This window comes from Coprococcus sp. RTP21428st1_C9_RTP21428_210409 (assembly GCF_040227395.1).
Taxonomy (GTDB): Bacteria; Bacillota; Clostridia; order Lachnospirales; family Lachnospiraceae; genus Coprococcus; species Coprococcus aceti.
Genome location: NZ_JBEHVV010000058.1, coordinates 1 through 18,080 on the forward strand (window position 1 = coordinate 1; position 18,080 = coordinate 18,080).

Consider the following 18,080-nt stretch of genomic DNA (forward strand, 5'->3'; position numbering starts at 1 on the left):
GTCATCGTCAAAAGCAGATGGAAAGAATAGGGGTATGTCTACTAGCAAAGGACGGGTGGAGTCTGAAAGAAGTATTACTTGTGAGGGTGGAAGTAATACAATTGCAAAATATGGTGATGATTTTGGAAAAATGGGAACATATGTTGAAAATCCACAAATAAAAGTAGATTGGTCTAAATATGCAGAGCATGCTGCCGAAAGAATGCAACAACGAGGTATGACCCCAAGAACTTATTGATGATATAGTGAATAATGGAAAAGTTTTATCTCAAAATGGTGGAAATAAGTTTGCGTATATAACACAAGATGGAGTTGCAATAGTGAGTAAGGATAGAAAATTGATTACAGCATGGGGAAAATCTAACTTTGATGAAAACATGCTAGACGTAATAAGTAAGTTATTTGGAGAGTGATAGAAATGAATGAAATTATGAAGATTATTAATGAATGGGACCCAATAAGTTTTTTCCCAATGGCACCGAAGGACGAATATATTAATGAAATTACAAAGATATACAATTTGATGATTTCAGAAAGAGGTATACAACCTGAACGGTTAGCACAAGCAATAAACGAGATATTTATAGCTACATTTGGAAACGATGTTTATGAAGAAAATATTGTAGAGTGTCGGGAAGTAGCGAATAAGTTAGTAAAAATAGTATTGTAGACCGATTCTTGGATTTGTCAAACTTCTTTTGTTTTGATACTATTGAATTTATTATGGTTATACTTTAGGACTTCAAATCCTTTAACTCAAAAAGCTATTTTAATCTCTGCCTGTTCACGAAGTGAATGACATACAGAGATTAATAATAGCTTTTTGTCATTTACCTAAAGGGGAAAGGACACCTTATGGCGAAATTTGCCCCAGGTATACAAAAGGATTTGTCTGACATTTTATGTCTAAGGTACTGTAAAACATTGATTTTACTGACTTGTTTCAAGTTGGTGTTTTCATTCTTACACAGAACTATTGTTTGGCGAAATCAAAATGACACACAGAATATGGACTCTATGCTGGAGTTTATAAGGTCTATTCTGATAGCAAGAACAGGAAGTCCTGCTATATCAGTACCTAATTATCAGGCTGGTTCTATTGCAATGCTGCCAGCATATCAAAGGCTGCAGATGGATTATGAGGCAAGTGGAAATTATGTGACTCAGAACATAAATCAGTACGAAGCTGCAATGAAAAAGTTTGAAGATATATTGGAAATGGAGAGCAGAGCAAATCGTAGGAGGAAAATAAAATATGTATGATAAAATTGTTAAGATTATAAGTCAATATGAAGAAAAAGGTGATTTTACACATCCTAATGTAGATGATAAAGATTTATATGATGCAGAAAAAATATTAAATTTAAAAATTCCAGAGCAGTACGTTTGGTTTTTGAAAAATTATGGGCATGGTGGACTGGATGGCATTGAAACATTGGGTGTAGGTAAAAATGGCAAAATGATATTTGTGGAAAAGACACTAGAATTCAGGTCATATGGGTTGAATGACGATAAGATTGTAATAGAAAATTGTGACGAATGGATTTATTGTATTGATGTAAAAACTGGAGCCGTTATGATGTGGTCACAAGGAGATAAAAAGTACAAGATTAATTATAAAAATTTTATTGAATATTTAAATGATAGAATCAGTGATGCTATAGAAAATATGTAATACTTATCAAGTATAAAAATTAATGGTCTATTACCTCAAGGAAAACAATATGTTCATTTGTCACAAGATATATTTTATCAAATCTATTCTAAAAAATCTTCAAGTCTTTTTAAAAACTTCAATATCAATCTACTTCTTCTGAACATCTGGTAGCAACAAATCTGTTGCAAGTCTTGTGTAGAAATAACATGCCGAGAAGGTCACGCATGTACTGGATAATAAGACCGGTAAAGTTTTAAATTACTATACATATGATGCCTTTGGGAATATAATGGTATGTGATGAGCAGGTGACGAACCGCTTCCGGTACAATGGTGAATTGTATGACCAGCTGACGAATCAGTATTATCTGCGTGCAAGGTTTTATAATCCTGTAATTGGAAGATTTATACAGGAGGATACCTATTACGGAGACGGTCTAAATCTCTACGCTTACTGTGCAGGTAACCCAATAGGATATGCGGATCCAAGCGGACATAATATAGTGGTTCAGTTGTCAATAGTGACTAAATGTGTTAAAATATACTCATGGAGGATATTGCTATGAACACATCTAATATCACTAATTACAAACCAAAAGATTTTGCTGAATTATTGGGTGTCTCAGTCAAAACGTTACAACGTTGGGATAGAGAGGGGATTCTGAAAGCAAATCGGACTCCGACTGATAGGCGTTATTATACTTATGACCAATATCTTCAGTTTAAGGGCATAAATACTGAGAACGATAATCGTCAGATTGTTATTTATGCCAGAGTATCTACAAGAAACCAAAAAGATGATTTACAAAAACAGGTAACTTTTTTACGTCAGTTTTGCAATGCTAAAGGTATCATTGTAGATCAATGTATTGGAGATTATGGAAGTGGGCTTAACTACAATCGTAAAAAGTGGAATCAATTATTAGATGAAGTAATGGAACAAAAAATCAAAACTATCATAGTTACACATAAAGATAGATTTGTCAGATTTGGCTATGATTGGTTTGAAAAATTCTGTATGAAGTTTAATACAACCATAGTGGTAGTGAATAATGAAGAACTATCACCGCAAGAAGAACTTGTACAGGATATTGTATCTATACTTCAATTTTTTTCTTGTAGATTGTACGGTCTTTGTAAGTATAAAAAACAAATAGAAGGGGATGAGGAAATTGCTAAAGAGCTTCAAAACGGAAATAAATCCGACAGTCGAGCAAAAAATCAAGATTAACAAGACTATCGGCATTTGTAGATATGTTTACAACTTCTATCTCGGTCACAACAAAGCTTTATACGATAAAGGTGAAGAGTTTATGACTGGCAAAAGTTTTAGCGTATGGCTCAATAATGAGTACATTCCTAATAATCCTGAAAAATTATGGATTAAAGAAGCGTATTCAAAAGCTGTAAAAAAGTCTATTGAAGATGGATGTACTGCATTTACAAGATTTTTTAAACATCAAAGTGCTTTTCCTAATTTCAAAAAGAAAGGTAAATCTGATGTAAAAATGTATTTCGTAAAGAATAATCCTAAAGATTGTAAATGCGAGAGACATAGGTTGAATATACCCTCTTTAGGTTGGGTACGCATTAAAGAAAAAGGCTATATACCAACAACTAAAGACGGATGGAAAATCAAAAGCGGTACAGTATCCATCAAAGCAGGCAAATATTATGTGTCAGTTCTTGTGGAAATTCCCAACGCTAAGATTGCTAATAATAGCAATGACGGTATAGGAATTGACCTGGGTTTGAAAGACTTGGCGATTGTTTCTAATGGTAAAACTTATAAAAATATCAATAAGTCAGCAAGAGTTAAAAAATTGGAAAAGAAATTGCGCAGAGAACAAAGATGCCTCTCACGCAAGTATGAGAATTTAAAGAAAGGAGAGTCCACTCAAAAGAATATACAAAAGCAAAAGCTCAAAGTGCAAAGACTTCATCATAAAATAGATAATATCCGTACTGACTATATCAATAAATCAATAACCGAGATAGTGAAAGCCAAGCCATCTTATATAACTATTGAAGATTTGAATGTATCAGGAATGATGAAGAACAGACATCTATCAAAAGCCGTTGCATCACAAAAGTTCTATGAATTTAGAACTAAGCTTAAAGCTAAGTGTGATGAAAATGGTATTAAATTAAGAGTCGTAGACAAATGGTATCCATCATCCAAAATATGTCACTGTTGTGGTGCTATCAAGAAAGATTTGAAGCTTTCAGATAGAATATACCGTTGTGATTGTGGCTATGTCGAGGATAGGGATCTTAATGCTGCTCTTAATCTAAGAGATGCTTTAACTTACGAAGTTGCATAATGAAAGCAAACGTAAGTATGTACTGCGGGCTATCGCAGGAATTTACGACTGTGGAGTGTACAAGAACTTGTGAGTAGCGTATTGTTTATAATCGCCAAAGCATACACATTGAAGCAGTAAGAAGTATCCGCAAGGACTTCAATTTCTCGATGTGTTTGAGTATATTTCAACACATTTTGAGTGGCAGGACAAATTCAAACTATGGGAGTACAAAAGAAGAAGTTGTTACACCGGATAATGGCTCTGGCGATCGCAGTTGCGGTTGGATTGTCAGTGATCGTGCCGGGAGGAACAAGTGCTGAAGCGGCGACAATACCTGCGGATGTGACAAAACCATCTGCCAATTGCGTGTTTATAGCAATGAAGGGCAAGTATGTGTCGGAGGCTTCGGCTGCAGTGAAGAGGATCAATCAGATCCGTTATGAAGCATGTAAGCAGGGCGTTAAGATTGATGGACGGAAATTGACGCTTGACGACTATGTGCCGATCAAGTGGTCGGCAGGACTTGAGAAGATAGCAAGGATCAGAGCTGCGGAGGCGAGTGTTACAATGTATCACTCAAGACTTAACGGAAAGTCTGTATTTGATTTCAAATATCCGGGAAATGGCTGGCCGACTTCCGAGGTGCTTGCGTGGAACTGGTCAGAGAGCATGCTCATGGGCATTGAGCAGTGGTACAGCGAGAAGGATGCCTATGTGAAGGGAACTCCTGGAGCGGTGACCGGACATTACACATCCATGATAAATCCTGCAAACAGGTATGTGGGTGTTGGTACATTTATAAATAAGAATGCATCTTATCCGAATACGACTGCAGCCCAGTTCATGGGAAGCGGCAGTCAGGCTGAGACTATGGCTAAGTCCACTGGTGAGAGCGATGTTACGGTGGAGGTGCAGAAGGACAATATCACATCGGTTAAGATGACCGGAAATAAGAGCGTGCAGGAGGGACAGAAGGTAACTCTCACACTCAAGGCAGTCCTTGGACAGTATGGAAGTACATCGTATAAGGTGCTTGCGGGAGCTAAGTGGAAAACATCGAATTCCGCTATTGCAAAGGTGTCACCTACAGGAGTGGTAACAGGTCTCAGAAAGGGAACTGTGAAGATCACAGCCACTGTTGGATCACGTTCAGCATCATATACGGTAACAGTAACAGGAAAATGTGCGCATGTATATTCCGGCAAGGTAGTAAAAACAGCAACTACCAGAAGCGATGGCAAGGTGTTACATACATGCAGAAAATGCGGCCAGAAGAAGTATATCGTTGTCAAGAAGATAAAGAGTGTTACATTATCACAGACGAGATATAAGTATGATGGTAAGACAAAGACACCTAAGGTGACTGTGAAGGACAGCAATGGTAAGATAATATCATCAAAATACTACAAGGTGACATATCCTAAGGCGAGAAAGAAAGCCGGAACATATACGGTGAAGATAAAGTTTTCCGGAAGGTATAAGGGTACAGTTTCAAAGAAGTACAGAATAGTAAAATAAAAAAATACCGTTGTTCATAAAAAATATGGACAACGGTATTTTTAATCTGAAAGAAATTATTTCTTCTCAGGCTCTGGAGTATAGTCAAGTATGGATGAAATAGCCTTGTGAACCTTTGTATACTCAGTTATAAGAATATGCATACGCTGGAATCCAGGCTGCTCCAGATGATAATATACTCTGGTCATTCTCTTTCCAACCTGCTCTTTGTGATCGGAGATGAAACCGTATTCAATCAATTTGTACAGTGCAGGATAGAGAGAACCGATAGGAATCTTTATCACGCCGTCTGACAGTGAGTCCATGAGCTGTGACAGCTCGTAGCCGTAATAATCTTTCTGGCTGAGCAGATAGAGTACGAGCAGCTCCACGGAACCTCTGATGAAGTTCGGCTTTGCAACGACTCTTGCATGTACAGCCTCAACTGCTGCTTCCTTTGCGGTATCATTACTTTGATCCTGAACCATAATACTGTTGGAATATATGCTGTTTAATACGTTTTCCATTAAAACCACCTCATACAAAAAAAATAGTTACACTTTGTATTGATTGTAATTGCAAAATCATTTAATTGCAACCTTTCTTTTCATTAAAATGAAAATAAGTTGCGTATTTTTGCAATTTTTGCTTATTTGAGAGAGATTTTTGACTGTAACTGCCTGGATAATGCCAATAGACGGCTGGCAGCATCCTTTGGATTGTCAGCTTTCATTATGGCGGACACCACACAGATGCCGGCGATAGGTATGCCCGAGAGGACATCCAGGTTGGTCGGATTGAGTCCTCCGATGGCATTTACCGGGATGGGAACTGCCTTGCAAATGTCTCTCAGTGTATCCGTGGATGTGAGCACTGTCTTGACCTTGGTGGTGGTTGGGTAGATGGCTCCAACTCCCAGATAATCAGCTCCATGTTCATACGCCTCCACGGCCTGAGGAACAGTCTTGGTGGTTGCGCCCACGATGCGGTCAGTCCCCATGAGTTTTCTGGCTATGGAGACTGGCATGTCTGTCTGCCCCACATGGACACCCTCGGCATCGGTCGCCAGCGCCACATCTACCCGGTCATCTATGATGAGTGGCACGTTGTAGCGGCGCGCGATGGAGTGCACCTTGTCCGCAAGATGTATGTACTCACGGGTAGTTCTTTCCTTTTCTCTAAGCTGCATGAGTGTCGCACCACCATCGAGGGCACGCTCCACTCTATATAAGAATTCTTCCTCGGACAGACCTGTGCTGTCGGTTATAAAATATAAAGTAGGATCAAATGTATACATTTCAAAGTCCTTTCTAAAATTGTTACACATACAGATAGTCATTGAGTACGGGCTGCAGCCCCTCGCCCTCTATGTCTGAATACATATGCTCAAGACTTCTGTTGTCGTTGATCTCGAACTGCTCGTCGCCCTGCTCACTGCAGGAAGTCTTGCCGCTGTATTTGCTTTCGTGATCGCCGATTCCGGTTGACACGCCCGCCGATACCTTGGTCGCTGCGATCTTCACTATGCCGTTCCTGAAGTCTGCACTCTCCCTTGAAGATACCGTTATTCCGGCAAATGGCAGGAATATCCTGTATGCGCACAGTATCTGGCAGAGTTGTTTCTCGTGCACGTCCAGGGGGTTGATCTGATCGTTGTTGATGATCGGTCTCAGTCTTGGACAGGAGAGTGACATCTCTGCGTGTGGGTATTTTCTCTGGAGAAAATACGCGTGAAGGGCTGTTGCCAGTGCATCCTTGCGGAAGTCGGAGAGCCCTAACAGTGCTGAGAATGCAACGCCCCGCATTCCGCCCATGAGGGCGCGCTCCTGCGAGTCGAAACGGTATGGCCATACTCTCTTGTGACCCATCAGGTGAAGAGTCTCGTATTTGTCTGCATCGTAGGTCTCCTGGAACACTGTCACATAGTCCGCACCGCACTCATGGAGGTAGCGGTACTCATCGGTGTTCACCGGATATATTTCAAGGCCTACCATGCGGAAGTATTTCCTTGCAAGCTTGCATGCCTCGCCGATATACGTTACGTCACTCTGGCTGCGGCTCTCGCCGGTCAGTATAAGGATCTCTTCCATGCCGCTGTCGGCGATGACCTTCATTTCCTTCTCGATCTGCTCTGCTGAGAGCTTCATTCTGTTGATGTGATTGTAGCAGTTGAAGCCGCAGTATACGCAGTAGTTCTCACAGTAGTTGGCTATGTAGAGCGGCGTGAACATGTAGACCGTGTTGCCGAAGTGCCTGCTTGTCTCGCGGCTTGCGCGCTGCGCCATCATCTCAAGAAATGGTTCGGCGGCGGGGGAGAGCAGAGCCTTGAAGTCCTCTATGCTGCACGTCTCGTGTTCAAGGGCTGCCATGACGTCTCTGCCTGTGTAACTGCTGTAGTCGTAGCTGTTCATGTGCTCCATGACCTTGCTGCGGATGTCAGATTCAATAACCTCCATGCCCGGAAGGTATTCCATATGGCTTTTCCTTGACGATGGATCTGTCTCCAGACGGTGCTTGATCTCCAACGCTTCCGGCGAAAGATATTCCGAGTCTATCAGAAAGTGGTTTTCCATCTGAGTGCACCCCCTTAGTCATGCAGGAATCCGGTCAGTGGATCTGAAGCGGATGCCCCTCTGGTGAGAACTCTTCCAAGACCTGCCAGATAAGCCTTTCGGCCTGAATTTATCGCGTCCTTGAATGCCGATGCCATGAGTGGCAGATTTCCGGCTGTGGCGAGAGCGGTGTTTGCCATGATGGCGGCAGCGCCCATCTCCATGGCTTCACATGCCTGGGATGGCCTTCCGATACCGGCGTCAACTATGATCGGAAGCTCGATCTCGTCGATGAGGATCTGGATGAAGTCTTTGGTAGCCAGTCCTTTGTTGGAACCTATAGGTGATGCCAGTGGCATGACCGCTGCGGCTCCCGCATTTACCAGATCACGGGCGGCATTCAGATCCGGGTACATGTAAGGCAGTACCACAAATCCTTCTTTTGCCAGTGCCTCGGTTGCCTTTATCGTTTCCTGGTTGTCGGGAAGGAGATATTTGCTGTCGCGCATGATCTCAACCTTGACGAAGTCTCCACAGCCCAGAGCCCTTGCAAGCCTTGCTATGCGCACGGCCTCCTCGGCGTTCCTCGCGCCGCTTGTATTTGGCAGGAGAGTAACTCCCTCCGGGATGAAATCGAGAATATTTTCCTCTTCCTTTGTATTTGCACGGCGGACGGCCAGAGTGATGATCTCTGCTCCCGCGTCCTTTATGGCTGATTCGATCAGCTTCATGGAATACTTTCCTGAACCCAGAATAAATCTTGAATTGAATTCATGTCCTCCGATTATCAGCTTGTCTTCTTTCATTATAATGCTCCTCCTCCCATGAAACTCACGACCTCCACACAGTCGCCGTCGTTAAATGTAATGTCTGCGTATGTCTCTCTCGGTATGATCTCCTCGTTGATCTCAACAACTATGCGCACCGGTTTGTAGCCGGATTCTTCGAGAAATGCCGCCAGATTCTGCCCGGCGACGTCGAGATCCTTTCCGTTCACTGTTACCATAGCCCTTTCCTCCAAAGTCTTTTATCTGCACAAAAAAAGAGTTACCGATCTGGTAACTCCAATAAAGTCTGCACTTTAACAAACGTCTGCTATCAGGCTTCCCTACGTTGGCATTATCCAAATCAGGTTTCCGGTCGAAGGTCACACCTTCCTCTCAGCCTGTACTACAAGCTCCCGCGTCCTCTTTTTGTTGTCAGATAATAATATACGACCTGAAAACCCGGAATGCAAGAGTAATCTATCAGGCAAAGATGTCATTTGACCGCAAATATTCGAAGTTCTCTCAAAAATATACGGAAAATGTACTGCGATTGATGGCTTTTCCTTGACACAGCCCACATATGTATGTACAATTTAGTTGTTTGGCGCGCTAAAGTGTCATACAAAATCAGCAGGTTGCACAAATGCTGATTTGATTTATCTTATGGAGGACAGTGAAGTTATGAGACAGAAGAAGATTCATTACATCTATAATAAAGAGATGGAGTGTATGGATCCTGAGGAGAGAAGAAAGCTTCAGGGGGAGAGACTTAGAAAGACAGTAGAACTTGAATATGCAAATGTACCGGCATACAGAGCCAGAATGGACGAGGCGGGAGTAAAGCCGGAGGATATAAACAGCATAGATGATATCGTCAAGCTGCCATTTATGCAGAAGACAGATCTCAGGGATAACTTCCCATTTGGACTGTTTGCAGCAGACAGGAAGGATATCATCAGAATCCAGGGTTCATCAGGAACCACAGGCAAGCCTGTTGTATCTGGCTACACCCAGAACGATATAGATGTGTGGACGGAGATGGTAGCCAGAGCTATCAAGTGCGCTGGTGGCGGAGAGGATGATGTCATCCAGATAGCTTACGGTTATGGATTGTTCACAGGTGGACTTGGAGCACATCAGGGCGCGACTAAGGTTGGTGCCATGGTAGTTCCGATGTCATCAGGCAACACACAGAGACAGATCATGATGATGAAAGAGCTCGGCGCAACCATGCTTTGCTGTACACCTTCATATGCTACATACCTCGCAGAGACCATCAGGGAGATGGGCATCGCTCCATCAGAGCTGAAGATCAAGTCAGGCTTCTTCGGAGCAGAACCTTGGACAGAGGAGATGAGACAGCACCTTGAGGAGCTTCTTGACTTCGATGCATTTGATATATATGGACTAACAGAGATCGGTGGACCTGGTGTTGCATTTGAGTGCTTTGAGAAGAACGGAATGCACATCAACGAGGATCATGTTCTTGCAGAGATCATTGATCCGGTCACAGAGGAGCCGCTTCCAGACGGAGTTCCTGGAGAGCTTGTGTTTACAACCCTTACCAAGACAGGTACACCTATGATCAGATACAGGACACATGATATATGTACACTTACACACGGCACATGTGCATGTGGAAGAACAACAGTCAAGATGAGCCGTATCACAGGCCGTACAGACGACATGCTTGTAATCCGTGGTGTAAATGTATTCCCTAGTCAGATAGAGTCAGTCCTTCTCGGTGTGGAGGAGGCTTCAGCTCATTATATGCTCGTGGTTGACCGTGTGAATTCACAGGATAAGCTGACAGTTCAGGTAGAGCTCAAGGAAGATGTGGATATGGACGATGCTGCAAAGCTTGCGGCTATTGTATCCCGCATCAAGACTGATATCAAGCAGACCCTGCTCATCAGTGCAAAGGTTGAGCTGGTTCCACCTAAGACCATTCCACGTTCAGAGGGCAAGGCGAAGAGGATCACAGATAACAGACATATCGGATTCTAATCGGTAAGATTGGGTAGTCAAATATAAACAGCCGGCTTAATGGCGAGCTTTCCGGGATCGAGACCGGGCATGTCGCTGTGAGCCGGCTGTTTTATCAGGCAGTGATCAGGCAGGAGTCAGGCGGGGGGCAGGCAGGAATCTTGGGAGACTTGCGGCGGCAGACATCAGCTGTGAGGCCTGCCGCCGGGAAACTGGCAAAACAGATAAAATCGCCAAATGCTGAAAAACCTTGCATTTTGGTATGTTTCCGTGTAGAATTTGCTTTGTTATGTGCGCTGACAGTGAGATACTGCACTGCAGTGGTAAAGTTGGTGCGGAGCAGATAAATTATAATTATTATGGAAGGTGGATTAACTAATGAATGTTTACGAGATGATTGCGTTTATAGCGTATTTTGTCCTGGTAATCGGTGTAGGAATTTATTTCTTCTTCAAATCCAAGGGGAATGCCGGCGAGAAGGATTATTTTCTTGGAGGAAGAGATATGAATGGTCTGGTGGCTGCACTCAGCGCCGGAGCATCTGATATGAGTGCGTGGGTTCTCATGGGACTGCCCGGAGCATTCTATGCGACAGGACTCAGCAACATGTGGATATCAGTTGGTCTGTTCATCGGAACAGCATGTGCCTGGATATTCATAGCACCGAGACTCAGAAGATTCTCGATAGCGTACAACGATTCGATCACTATACCTCAGTATTTGACAAATCGTTTTCAGTCAGACAATAAGCTGCTTCTCATAATATGTGCAGTTATATTTGTGGTTGCATATTGTATATACGCTGCGTCAAGTATATCGGCCTGCGGTACTCTGTTCAATACTGTTATGGGCATCGACAGGAATACAGCCATGATCGGCGCTGCAGTCATCATCATCGTGTACACATTCCTTGGTGGTTTTAATGCAGTGTGCTGGACGGATTTCTTCCAGGGACTTCTGATGCTTGCAGCTCTCATGATCGCACCTATCATTGCGGTCATCACCATGCAGGGCGCTGGCTTTATAGCACCTGATGTTGTCATTCCAGACAATTATTACAATGCCCTTATAAGTGGTTCATTTGACAAGACCAGTGTGATCAATATCATATCAGGACTTGCATGGGGACTTGGATATATGGGTATGCCACATATTCTTATAAGATACATTTCGATCAAGTCAGAGAAGGAGATGAAGAAGTCCAGAATAGTCGGTACTTGCTGGACGGGAATCATCCTCGTTATGGCATCCGTAGTTGGTATGGTCGGCCTTAAGTATCTTGGCGGTGGACTTACAGATAACTCACAGGTATTCATCAGACTTGTAAGAGGCGTGTTCCCTGCACTTGTAGCTGGTATACTTCTCTCAGCTATCCTTGCAGCGTCCATGAGTACAGCTGATTCACAGCTCCTTGCTTCATCATCAGCATTTTCGTCTGATGTGTACAAGCCTATATTCAGAAAGAGTGCATCCGACAAGGAGATGCTCTGGGCAGGAAGAATTGTGGTCATCATCATCTCAGTTGTGGCACTTGCCATAGCTATGAACCCAGACTGCGAGGGAATCATGGCACTCGTGTCAAATGCATGGGGCGCATTTGGATCGGCATTTGGACCGGTCATCGTTCTGTCACTGTACTGGAAGCGACTGAATTACAATGGAGCACTTGCTTCTATCATAGTCGGATTTGCTGTTGACATGCTCTGGTACAAGTTCCTTGCAACACCAACAGGACTTTATGAGATCGTTCCTGGATTTGCAGCAGCGTTCATCACAGCTATTGTCGTATCACTTCTCACAAAGAAGCCTGACGACAAGGTTGCTGAGATATTCGAGAAGGCAAAGCTTCCTACGGAGTAATTTGCAGTGTAGAGTTATAAAGCTGGGATCTTTTGGTGGCGGATGAGTTCGTCTGCACACAAAATTATCTCTAAATCAAAATAAAAGGCTGAAAAGATACAAAATCTGAAGAAATTGTATCTTTTCAGCCTCTTTTGCTAAATAAGAGATAATTTTGTGCGCAAAAAAAGAACCACCTGAATTACTAGGCGGTTCTTTTTTTTAACAACAACTTAAACAACTAAGAGTAAATTACTTTCTCTTGAACAACTGAGTTCAGTATATACACAAAATATGAACAGAATATGTACAGAAAAAAAACGTTTTGCAAAATAAAATCTTCAAAATTTAAAGATTTTATGACACATTTTTCAAAGTGAACAAAAAGAAAATGGCCATTTGTGCGGTATGCACAGAGCCTTGTAAAAATATGTAAATCCCGCGTAAATATGTAAATAACAGGTAAAGGAGTAAGTATTTCAACTGGTAAAACAGCCTCTTTTTAATTATGATAGGAGATAGGGCGATTATAAGTGTGTGTATGTTTGCCATAACGGGTGGTATATTCGTGTATGCTTACCATCAACCAGTTCCTGCCGAAGTACTGCAGTGTGCTTCTGTGCGATGATTACAGGGAATACGTTTCGGAGATAATCATAGAGGGACACACGGATACGAATGGTTCCTACATATACAATCTTGAACTTTCACAGCAGCGAGCGTTCTCAGTGGCAAAGTACTGTCTGACGGAGAGCAACGGCATCATAAGCAGTGGACATGGCAGCGTCGAGACGCGTGGAGATCAAGTTCAGGCTTCAGGACGAAGAGATGATAGATGAGATGATGGACATTCTCAAGGACAAATAGATATATAAGAGGAGAGCAATGGCGGTAAACAAAACAAGACTCAAAAAGCAAATATTTGACATAATACAGATAGGGGACAAAAGCAATCTGGCGAGCAGGGCATTTGACATATTCATAGTGGGTGTCATATTGTCGAACATATCGGTGATGTTCCTGCAGACCTACGATCAGCTTGAACCATATTATGGGCTGCTGAGTGTTATCGAGTGGGTGACTACAGGCATATTCTGTGTTGAGTACATTCTCCGCATATGGACGGCGGATTTCCTGTATCCCACATGCACCAGAGGAAAGGCTATAGGAAAGTTCCTCATATCATATGACGGAGTTGTGGATCTGCTCACGATCATACCAGTGTTCTTTCTGTCTGGCTTCGTGGCGTTCAGGATGCTCAGGGTGATCCGTATATTCCATCTTTTCAGGATCAATTCAAAGTACGACAGCTTCAATGTCATCAAGATAGTCCTGCTGAGAAAGAGCAGACAGATCATATCGTCCATGTTCATCATATTTATACTGATGATGGCGAGCAGCCTGTGTATGTACAGCACTGAGCATGCCGCACAGCCGGGAGTGTTCAGCAACGCCTTCAGCGGCATATGGTGGGCGGTATCGACAGTCCTTACCGTGGGGTATGGAGACATTTACCCGATCACGCTGCTGGGCAAATGCATGGCGATAGTCATAGCATTTATGGGAGTTCTGCTGGTAGCGATACCTACAGGTATCATAAGCGCCGGATTTGTAGAACAGTATCAGAACAATGCCAACGAGGAGTCCAAAGTTGTTGATGTGGACGAGATTGGAGAACTGCTCGTAGATGATGTGAGCAAGTTTTGCGGCAGGACCATACTCCAGGCTACGGAGGAGTATGGTGTGAATATATATATGGTACTCAGGGATAATATGTCTATACTGCCGACAGGTGATCTGGAGATACAGACAGGTGATATTCTGATAGTGAAGTCAAAATTTCTTGAGAAGAGACGTGGAAGCTCATTATCTTAGGTTATGCAAGTAATAAATATAAAATTGAGATTATAAATGAGAAGTTTCTGTAAACTACAAAAAAAACTCAATAATCATATTGATTTATTTTGACTAATTGGGTATACTTTCAACTGAATATGAGAGAAAGTGTTCATATTTATTTTCAGATTATTGAGTGCTGTATAGTTGCGGTGCCGGCAGGGTACAGGCGACATGCACCTATCAATGAAATACATTTAAAGAAAAGGAGTTAAGAAAAATGGCAACAGTTGATTTAACTAAGTATGGCATTACAGGCACAACAGAGATCGTACACAATCCTTCATATGAATTGTTATTCGAGGAAGAGACAAAGGCTGACCTTCAGGGATACGAGAAGGGACAGGTTAGTGAGCTCGGCGCAGTTAACGTTATGACTGGTATTTATACAGGCCGTTCACCTAAAGATAAGTATATCGTAGTAGATGAGAACTCAAAGGACACTGTATGGTGGACATCAGATGAGTACAAGAACGATAACCATCCAATGACAGAGGAGACATGGGCATCAGTTAAGGATCTTGCAAAGAAGGAGCTCTCAAACAAGAGACTTTTCGTAGTTGATGCATTCTGCGGAGCAAATGCTGATACTCGTATGGCTATCCGTTTCATCGTTGAGGTTGCTTGGCAGGCTCATTTCGTAACAAACATGTTCATCAAGCCAACTGAGGAAGAGCTTAAGAACTTCGAGCCAGATTTCGTAGTGTACAATGCTTCAAAGGCTAAGGTTGAGAACTACAAGGAGTTAGGACTTAACTCAGAGACATGTGTAGCATTCAACATCACAAGCCATGAGCAGGTTATAGTTAACACATGGTACGGCGGAGAGATGAAGAAGGGTATGTTCTCAATGATGAACTACTACCTTCCACTTAAGGGAATGGCTTCAATGCACTGCTCAGCTAACACAGATATGAACGGTGAGAACACAGCTATCTTCTTCGGCCTTTCAGGAACAGGTAAGACAACACTTTCAACAGATCCAAAGCGTCTCCTCATCGGTGATGATGAGCACGGCTGGGATGACAACGGCGTATTCAACTTCGAGGGTGGATGCTATGCTAAGGTTATCGACCTTGACAAGGATTCAGAGCCAGACATCTACAACGCTATCAAGAGAAACGCTCTTCTTGAGAACGTTACACTTGATGCAAACGGCAAGATCGATTTCACTGATAAGAGCGTAACAGAGAATACTCGTGTATCTTACCCAATAGATCATATCAAGAACATTGTAAGACCTATATCATCAGCACCAGCTGCAAAGAACGTAATCTTCCTTTCAGCAGATGCGTTTGGAGTACTTCCTCCAGTATCAATCCTTACACCAGAGCAGACACAGTACTACTTCCTGTCAGGATTCACAGCAAAGCTTGCTGGTACAGAGAGAGGTATCACAGAGCCAACACCTACATTCTCAGCTTGCTTCGGTCAGGCATTCCTCGAGCTGCATCCTACAAAGTATGCAGAGGAGCTTGTTAAGAAGATGGAGAAGAGTGGTGCTAAGGCATACCTTGTTAACACAGGATGGAATGGAACAGGCAAGAGAATTTCAATCAAGGATACAAGAGGAATCATCGATGCAATCCTCAGTGGTGCTATCAATGAGGCTCCTACAAAGAAGATCCCTATGTTCGGCTTCGAGGTTCCAACAGAGCTTCCTGGCGTAGATCCAGCAATCCTTGACCCACGTGACACATACGCTGATGCTTCAGAGTGGGAGACAAAGGCTAAGGATCTTGCAGCAAGATTCCAGAAGAACTTTGCTAAGTACGAGGGTAATGCAGCAGGTAAGGCATTAGTTGCAGCAGGCCCACAGCTCTAAGATATAGCTTAGGATCATATAGAAGAAAGGAACTGTCATAGTCCAGATCCTTTCGCATAGAGAAGACCGGATACATTCGTTCAGAGTGTGTCCGGTCTTTTTTGTCTGCGCCATCCATAAGTAATATTATGCTTTAACCGGCAACCAGAAATTACCTCTTGCAATACCGAACAAATGTTCGTATAATATTATGCATGAACGAGATAATTACAGGACTTACAACGAAGGAAAAACTGAATATACTGGCGGATGCGGCGAAGTATGATGTGGCGTGTACATCCAGTGGAGTGGACAGGAAGGGACAGAAGGGAGCCCTGGGCAACAGTGTATCATGTGGTATATGTCACAGCTTTGCAGCGGATGGAAGATGTATATCGCTGCTTAAGGTCCTTATGACGAACCACTGTGTATATGACTGCAAGTACTGTCTGAACCGCAGAAGCAATGATGTGCCAAGAGCGACATTTGAACCGGAGGAGCTGTGCGATCTGGTCATAGAGTTCTACAAGAGGAATTATATAGAAGGGTTGTTCCTGAGCTCCGGTGTGCTCAGGAATCCGACATACACCATGCAGAGGATGTGTGAGACTCTGTATCTTCTCAGGACGAAGTACAGGTTCAATGGATATATCCATGTGAAGACCATTCCGGGGGCATCGGATGAGCTTATAAGCATGGTGGGATATTTAGCGGACAGGATAAGTGTTAATATGGAGCTGCCGACTGAGGAGAGTCTGAAGAAGCTTGCCCCGAACAAGAGCTTTGACACCATACTTGATCCCATGGGCAAGCTGACCAGCACTATAGAATCTCACAGACTGGCGGTGGGCAAGACTGCGCGTATGGAGAGGAGCGGTATCAACAGATACCTTACTGGAAGCATATTCAACGAGAAGAATCTGCAGAAGGATCTGACTGCATACAAAGCAGAGCTGGCAGGGCAGGAAAGACATGGTGCTCTGCAGATGTCAGCAGCAGAGGCACTCACAGATGGAATGACCTCTGATAAAAGAGACATCGGTGCTGCCTCTTCGCCCCTCCCTGTCATGTTTGGAGATACAGACAGGAGACAGGCATTTGCCCCGGCGGGACAGAGCACACAGATGATAGTTGGAGCCAGCGGAGAGTCAGATTACACGCTCATACACACAGCCCAGAGACTGTATCAGCGATACGATCTGAAGCGTGTGTTCTACTCCGCGTATATACCGATCAACGAGGACTCGGCACTCCCTGCGTTGGATACGGCGGTTCCATTGCTCCGTGAGCACAGATTGTATCAGGCGGACTGGCTGCTCAGATATTATGGATTCCACGCTGAGGAGATATTGTCTGAGAACGAGCCGAACCTCGATCAGAGAATGGATCCGAAGTGCAACTGGGCAGTGAGGCATCTTGACCAGTTCCCGGTGGAGGTGCAGACGGCACCGTATGATCTGCTTCTCAGGATTCCCGGCATAGGGCCGAAGTCGGCGGGCAGGATAGTGAGAGCCCGCAGATACGGAAGTCTGGATTTCGATAATCTGAAGAAGATGGGGGTGGTGCTTAAGAGAGCACATTATTTTATAACGTGTGGCGGACGTATGATGTACAGGATCCCTATAGAGAGGGATTACATTGTCAGGGAGATGACGGATCTGAGCCGGGGAGAGAACTGGCAGGCATCACACGGCAATGAACAGTATAGACAGATGACTTTATTTGATATAGGAATGAAGGCGTGAAGGTGGAAGTTATGGACAATATGAAGGTTTTC

General features: G+C 43.4%; 20 protein-coding genes and 1 riboswitch. Of the genes, 15 read left to right on the top strand and 5 right to left on the bottom strand.

Going from position 1 to position 18,080, the window contains the following annotated elements; genetic code table 11:
* From ABUA34_RS10650 to ABUA34_RS10690, 9 genes are all read left to right on the top strand, one after another.
* Positions 1-238, top strand: a 238-nt coding sequence (locus tag ABUA34_RS10650; protein ID WP_349823274.1) for a hypothetical protein, incomplete at its 5' end; no start/stop codon positions are given.
* A 7-nt stretch (positions 239-245) separates the two neighbouring features.
* Entirely contained in the window at positions 246-413 is a 168-nt protein-coding gene (locus ABUA34_RS10655; RefSeq protein ID WP_207642989.1) for a hypothetical protein, read from the top strand.
* A 5-nt stretch (positions 414-418) separates the two neighbouring features.
* Positions 419-670 (top strand): DUF1871 family protein, encoded by a 252-nt coding sequence (locus ABUA34_RS10660; protein ID WP_055143801.1) that lies wholly within the window; start codon positions 419-421, stop codon positions 668-670.
* Positions 671-1,017: 347 nt separating this feature from the next.
* Positions 1,018-1,263: a hypothetical protein gene (locus ABUA34_RS10665; RefSeq protein ID WP_349823275.1), complete on the top strand. Its 246-nt coding sequence runs from the start codon at positions 1,018-1,020 to the stop codon at positions 1,261-1,263.
* Positions 1,256-1,675: an SMI1/KNR4 family protein gene (locus ABUA34_RS10670; protein ID WP_015533326.1), complete on the top strand. Its 420-nt coding sequence runs from the start codon at positions 1,256-1,258 to the stop codon at positions 1,673-1,675. Before ABUA34_RS10665 ends, ABUA34_RS10670 begins: the two co-directional genes overlap by 8 nt.
* 211 nt (positions 1,676-1,886) lie before the next feature.
* On the top strand, positions 1,887-2,222 hold the full coding sequence (locus tag ABUA34_RS10675; protein ID WP_349823282.1) for an RHS repeat-associated core domain-containing protein: 336 nt from the start codon (positions 1,887-1,889) through the stop codon (positions 2,220-2,222).
* A gap of 11 nt (positions 2,223-2,233) precedes the next feature.
* Positions 2,234-2,887, top strand: coding sequence for an IS607 family transposase (locus tag ABUA34_RS10680; RefSeq protein ID WP_172676628.1), 654 nt, complete (start codon positions 2,234-2,236; stop codon positions 2,885-2,887).
* The gene (locus ABUA34_RS10685) at positions 2,820-3,980 is read left to right on the top strand and encodes an RNA-guided endonuclease InsQ/TnpB family protein (protein ID WP_055143809.1); all 1,161 of its coding nucleotides are present in this window, start codon (positions 2,820-2,822) and stop codon (positions 3,978-3,980) included. Before ABUA34_RS10680 ends, ABUA34_RS10685 begins: the two co-directional genes overlap by 68 nt.
* Positions 3,981-4,181: 201 nt before the next feature.
* Positions 4,182-5,480, top strand: a complete 1,299-nt coding sequence (locus ABUA34_RS10690) for a CAP domain-containing protein (RefSeq protein WP_055223663.1) — start codon at positions 4,182-4,184, stop codon at positions 5,478-5,480.
* Positions 5,481-5,536: 56 nt separating this feature from the next.
* Here ABUA34_RS10690 and ABUA34_RS10695 read toward each other — a convergent pair whose 3' ends face one another.
* From ABUA34_RS10695 to thiS, 5 genes are all read right to left on the bottom strand, one after another.
* Positions 5,537-5,986 carry a PadR family transcriptional regulator gene (locus ABUA34_RS10695; RefSeq protein WP_015533318.1) on the bottom strand — a complete coding sequence of 150 codons (450 nt, stop codon included), beginning with the start codon at positions 5,984-5,986 and terminating at the stop codon, positions 5,537-5,539.
* Positions 5,987-6,108: 122 nt separating this feature from the next.
* Positions 6,109-6,756, bottom strand: a complete 648-nt coding sequence (gene thiE, locus ABUA34_RS10700) for a thiamine phosphate synthase (protein ID WP_349823283.1) — start codon at positions 6,754-6,756, stop codon at positions 6,109-6,111.
* A gap of 22 nt (positions 6,757-6,778) precedes the next feature.
* On the bottom strand, positions 6,779-8,032 hold the full coding sequence (gene thiH / locus ABUA34_RS10705) for a 2-iminoacetate synthase ThiH (RefSeq protein WP_055143820.1): 1,254 nt from the start codon (positions 8,030-8,032) through the stop codon (positions 6,779-6,781).
* A gap of 14 nt (positions 8,033-8,046) precedes the next feature.
* Positions 8,047-8,817 carry a thiazole synthase gene (locus ABUA34_RS10710; RefSeq protein WP_349823276.1) on the bottom strand — a complete coding sequence of 257 codons (771 nt, stop codon included), beginning with the start codon at positions 8,815-8,817 and terminating at the stop codon, positions 8,047-8,049.
* Positions 8,817-9,017: a sulfur carrier protein ThiS gene (gene thiS, locus ABUA34_RS10715; RefSeq protein ID WP_015533314.1), complete on the bottom strand. Its 201-nt coding sequence runs from the start codon at positions 9,015-9,017 to the stop codon at positions 8,817-8,819. Before thiS ends, ABUA34_RS10710 begins: the two co-directional genes overlap by 1 nt.
* An 82-nt stretch (positions 9,018-9,099) precedes the next feature.
* Positions 9,100-9,205, bottom strand: a riboswitch (TPP riboswitch).
* 254 nt (positions 9,206-9,459) lie between these two features.
* Here thiS and ABUA34_RS10720 point away from each other — a divergent pair.
* The 6 genes from ABUA34_RS10720 (at position 9,460) to ABUA34_RS10745 (ending at position 18,048) form a co-directional block, all read left to right on the top strand.
* Positions 9,460-10,785, top strand: coding sequence for a phenylacetate--CoA ligase family protein (locus ABUA34_RS10720; RefSeq protein ID WP_349823277.1), 1,326 nt, complete (start codon positions 9,460-9,462; stop codon positions 10,783-10,785).
* A 357-nt stretch (positions 10,786-11,142) separates the two neighbouring features.
* On the top strand, positions 11,143-12,624 hold the full coding sequence (gene putP / locus ABUA34_RS10725; RefSeq protein WP_349823278.1) for a sodium/proline symporter PutP: 1,482 nt from the start codon (positions 11,143-11,145) through the stop codon (positions 12,622-12,624).
* Between the two features lie 536 nt (positions 12,625-13,160).
* Positions 13,161-13,442 carry an OmpA family protein gene (locus tag ABUA34_RS10730; RefSeq protein ID WP_349823279.1) on the top strand — a complete coding sequence of 94 codons (282 nt, stop codon included), beginning with the start codon at positions 13,161-13,163 and terminating at the stop codon, positions 13,440-13,442.
* 46 nt (positions 13,443-13,488) lie between these two features.
* Entirely contained in the window at positions 13,489-14,478 is a 990-nt protein-coding gene (locus ABUA34_RS10735; RefSeq protein WP_349823280.1) for an ion transporter, read from the top strand.
* Positions 14,479-14,719: 241 nt separating this feature from the next.
* Complete coding sequence (pckA, locus tag ABUA34_RS10740) at positions 14,720-16,324, top strand: phosphoenolpyruvate carboxykinase (ATP) (RefSeq protein WP_055223669.1); 1,605 nt, start codon at positions 14,720-14,722, stop codon at positions 16,322-16,324.
* A 194-nt stretch (positions 16,325-16,518) separates the two neighbouring features.
* Entirely contained in the window at positions 16,519-18,048 is a 1,530-nt protein-coding gene (locus tag ABUA34_RS10745; protein ID WP_349823281.1) for a putative DNA modification/repair radical SAM protein, read from the top strand.
* Positions 18,049-18,080 lie beyond the last annotated feature (32 nt).

What these genes read in the sequence shown, in the direction of transcription:
- ABUA34_RS10720 (WP_349823277.1), top strand. Translation starts at nt 9,460, where the DNA reads ATGAGACAGAAGAAGATTCATTACATCTATAATAAAGAGATGGAGTGT.
- thiH (WP_055143820.1), bottom strand. Translation starts at nt 8,032, where the DNA reads ATGGAAAACCACTTTCTGATAGACTCGGAATATCTTTCGCCGGAAGCG.
- ABUA34_RS10685 (WP_055143809.1), top strand. Translation starts at nt 2,820, where the DNA reads ATGAGGAAATTGCTAAAGAGCTTCAAAACGGAAATAAATCCGACAGTC.
- ABUA34_RS10690 (WP_055223663.1), top strand. Translation starts at nt 4,182, where the DNA reads ATGGGAGTACAAAAGAAGAAGTTGTTACACCGGATAATGGCTCTGGCG.
- ABUA34_RS10710 (WP_349823276.1), bottom strand. Translation starts at nt 8,817, where the DNA reads ATGAAAGAAGACAAGCTGATAATCGGAGGACATGAATTCAATTCAAGA.
- pckA (WP_055223669.1), top strand. Translation starts at nt 14,720, where the DNA reads ATGGCAACAGTTGATTTAACTAAGTATGGCATTACAGGCACAACAGAG.
- putP (WP_349823278.1), top strand. Translation starts at nt 11,143, where the DNA reads ATGAATGTTTACGAGATGATTGCGTTTATAGCGTATTTTGTCCTGGTA.
- ABUA34_RS10735 (WP_349823280.1), top strand. Translation starts at nt 13,489, where the DNA reads ATGGCGGTAAACAAAACAAGACTCAAAAAGCAAATATTTGACATAATA.
- ABUA34_RS10665 (WP_349823275.1), top strand. Translation starts at nt 1,018, where the DNA reads ATGCTGGAGTTTATAAGGTCTATTCTGATAGCAAGAACAGGAAGTCCT.
- ABUA34_RS10695 (WP_015533318.1), bottom strand. Translation starts at nt 5,986, where the DNA reads ATGGAAAACGTATTAAACAGCATATATTCCAACAGTATTATGGTTCAG.
- ABUA34_RS10745 (WP_349823281.1), top strand. Translation starts at nt 16,519, where the DNA reads ATGAACGAGATAATTACAGGACTTACAACGAAGGAAAAACTGAATATA.
- ABUA34_RS10660 (WP_055143801.1), top strand. Translation starts at nt 419, where the DNA reads ATGAATGAAATTATGAAGATTATTAATGAATGGGACCCAATAAGTTTT.
- ABUA34_RS10670 (WP_015533326.1), top strand. Translation starts at nt 1,256, where the DNA reads ATGTATGATAAAATTGTTAAGATTATAAGTCAATATGAAGAAAAAGGT.
- thiS (WP_015533314.1), bottom strand. Translation starts at nt 9,017, where the DNA reads ATGGTAACAGTGAACGGAAAGGATCTCGACGTCGCCGGGCAGAATCTG.
- thiE (WP_349823283.1), bottom strand. Translation starts at nt 6,756, where the DNA reads ATGTATACATTTGATCCTACTTTATATTTTATAACCGACAGCACAGGT.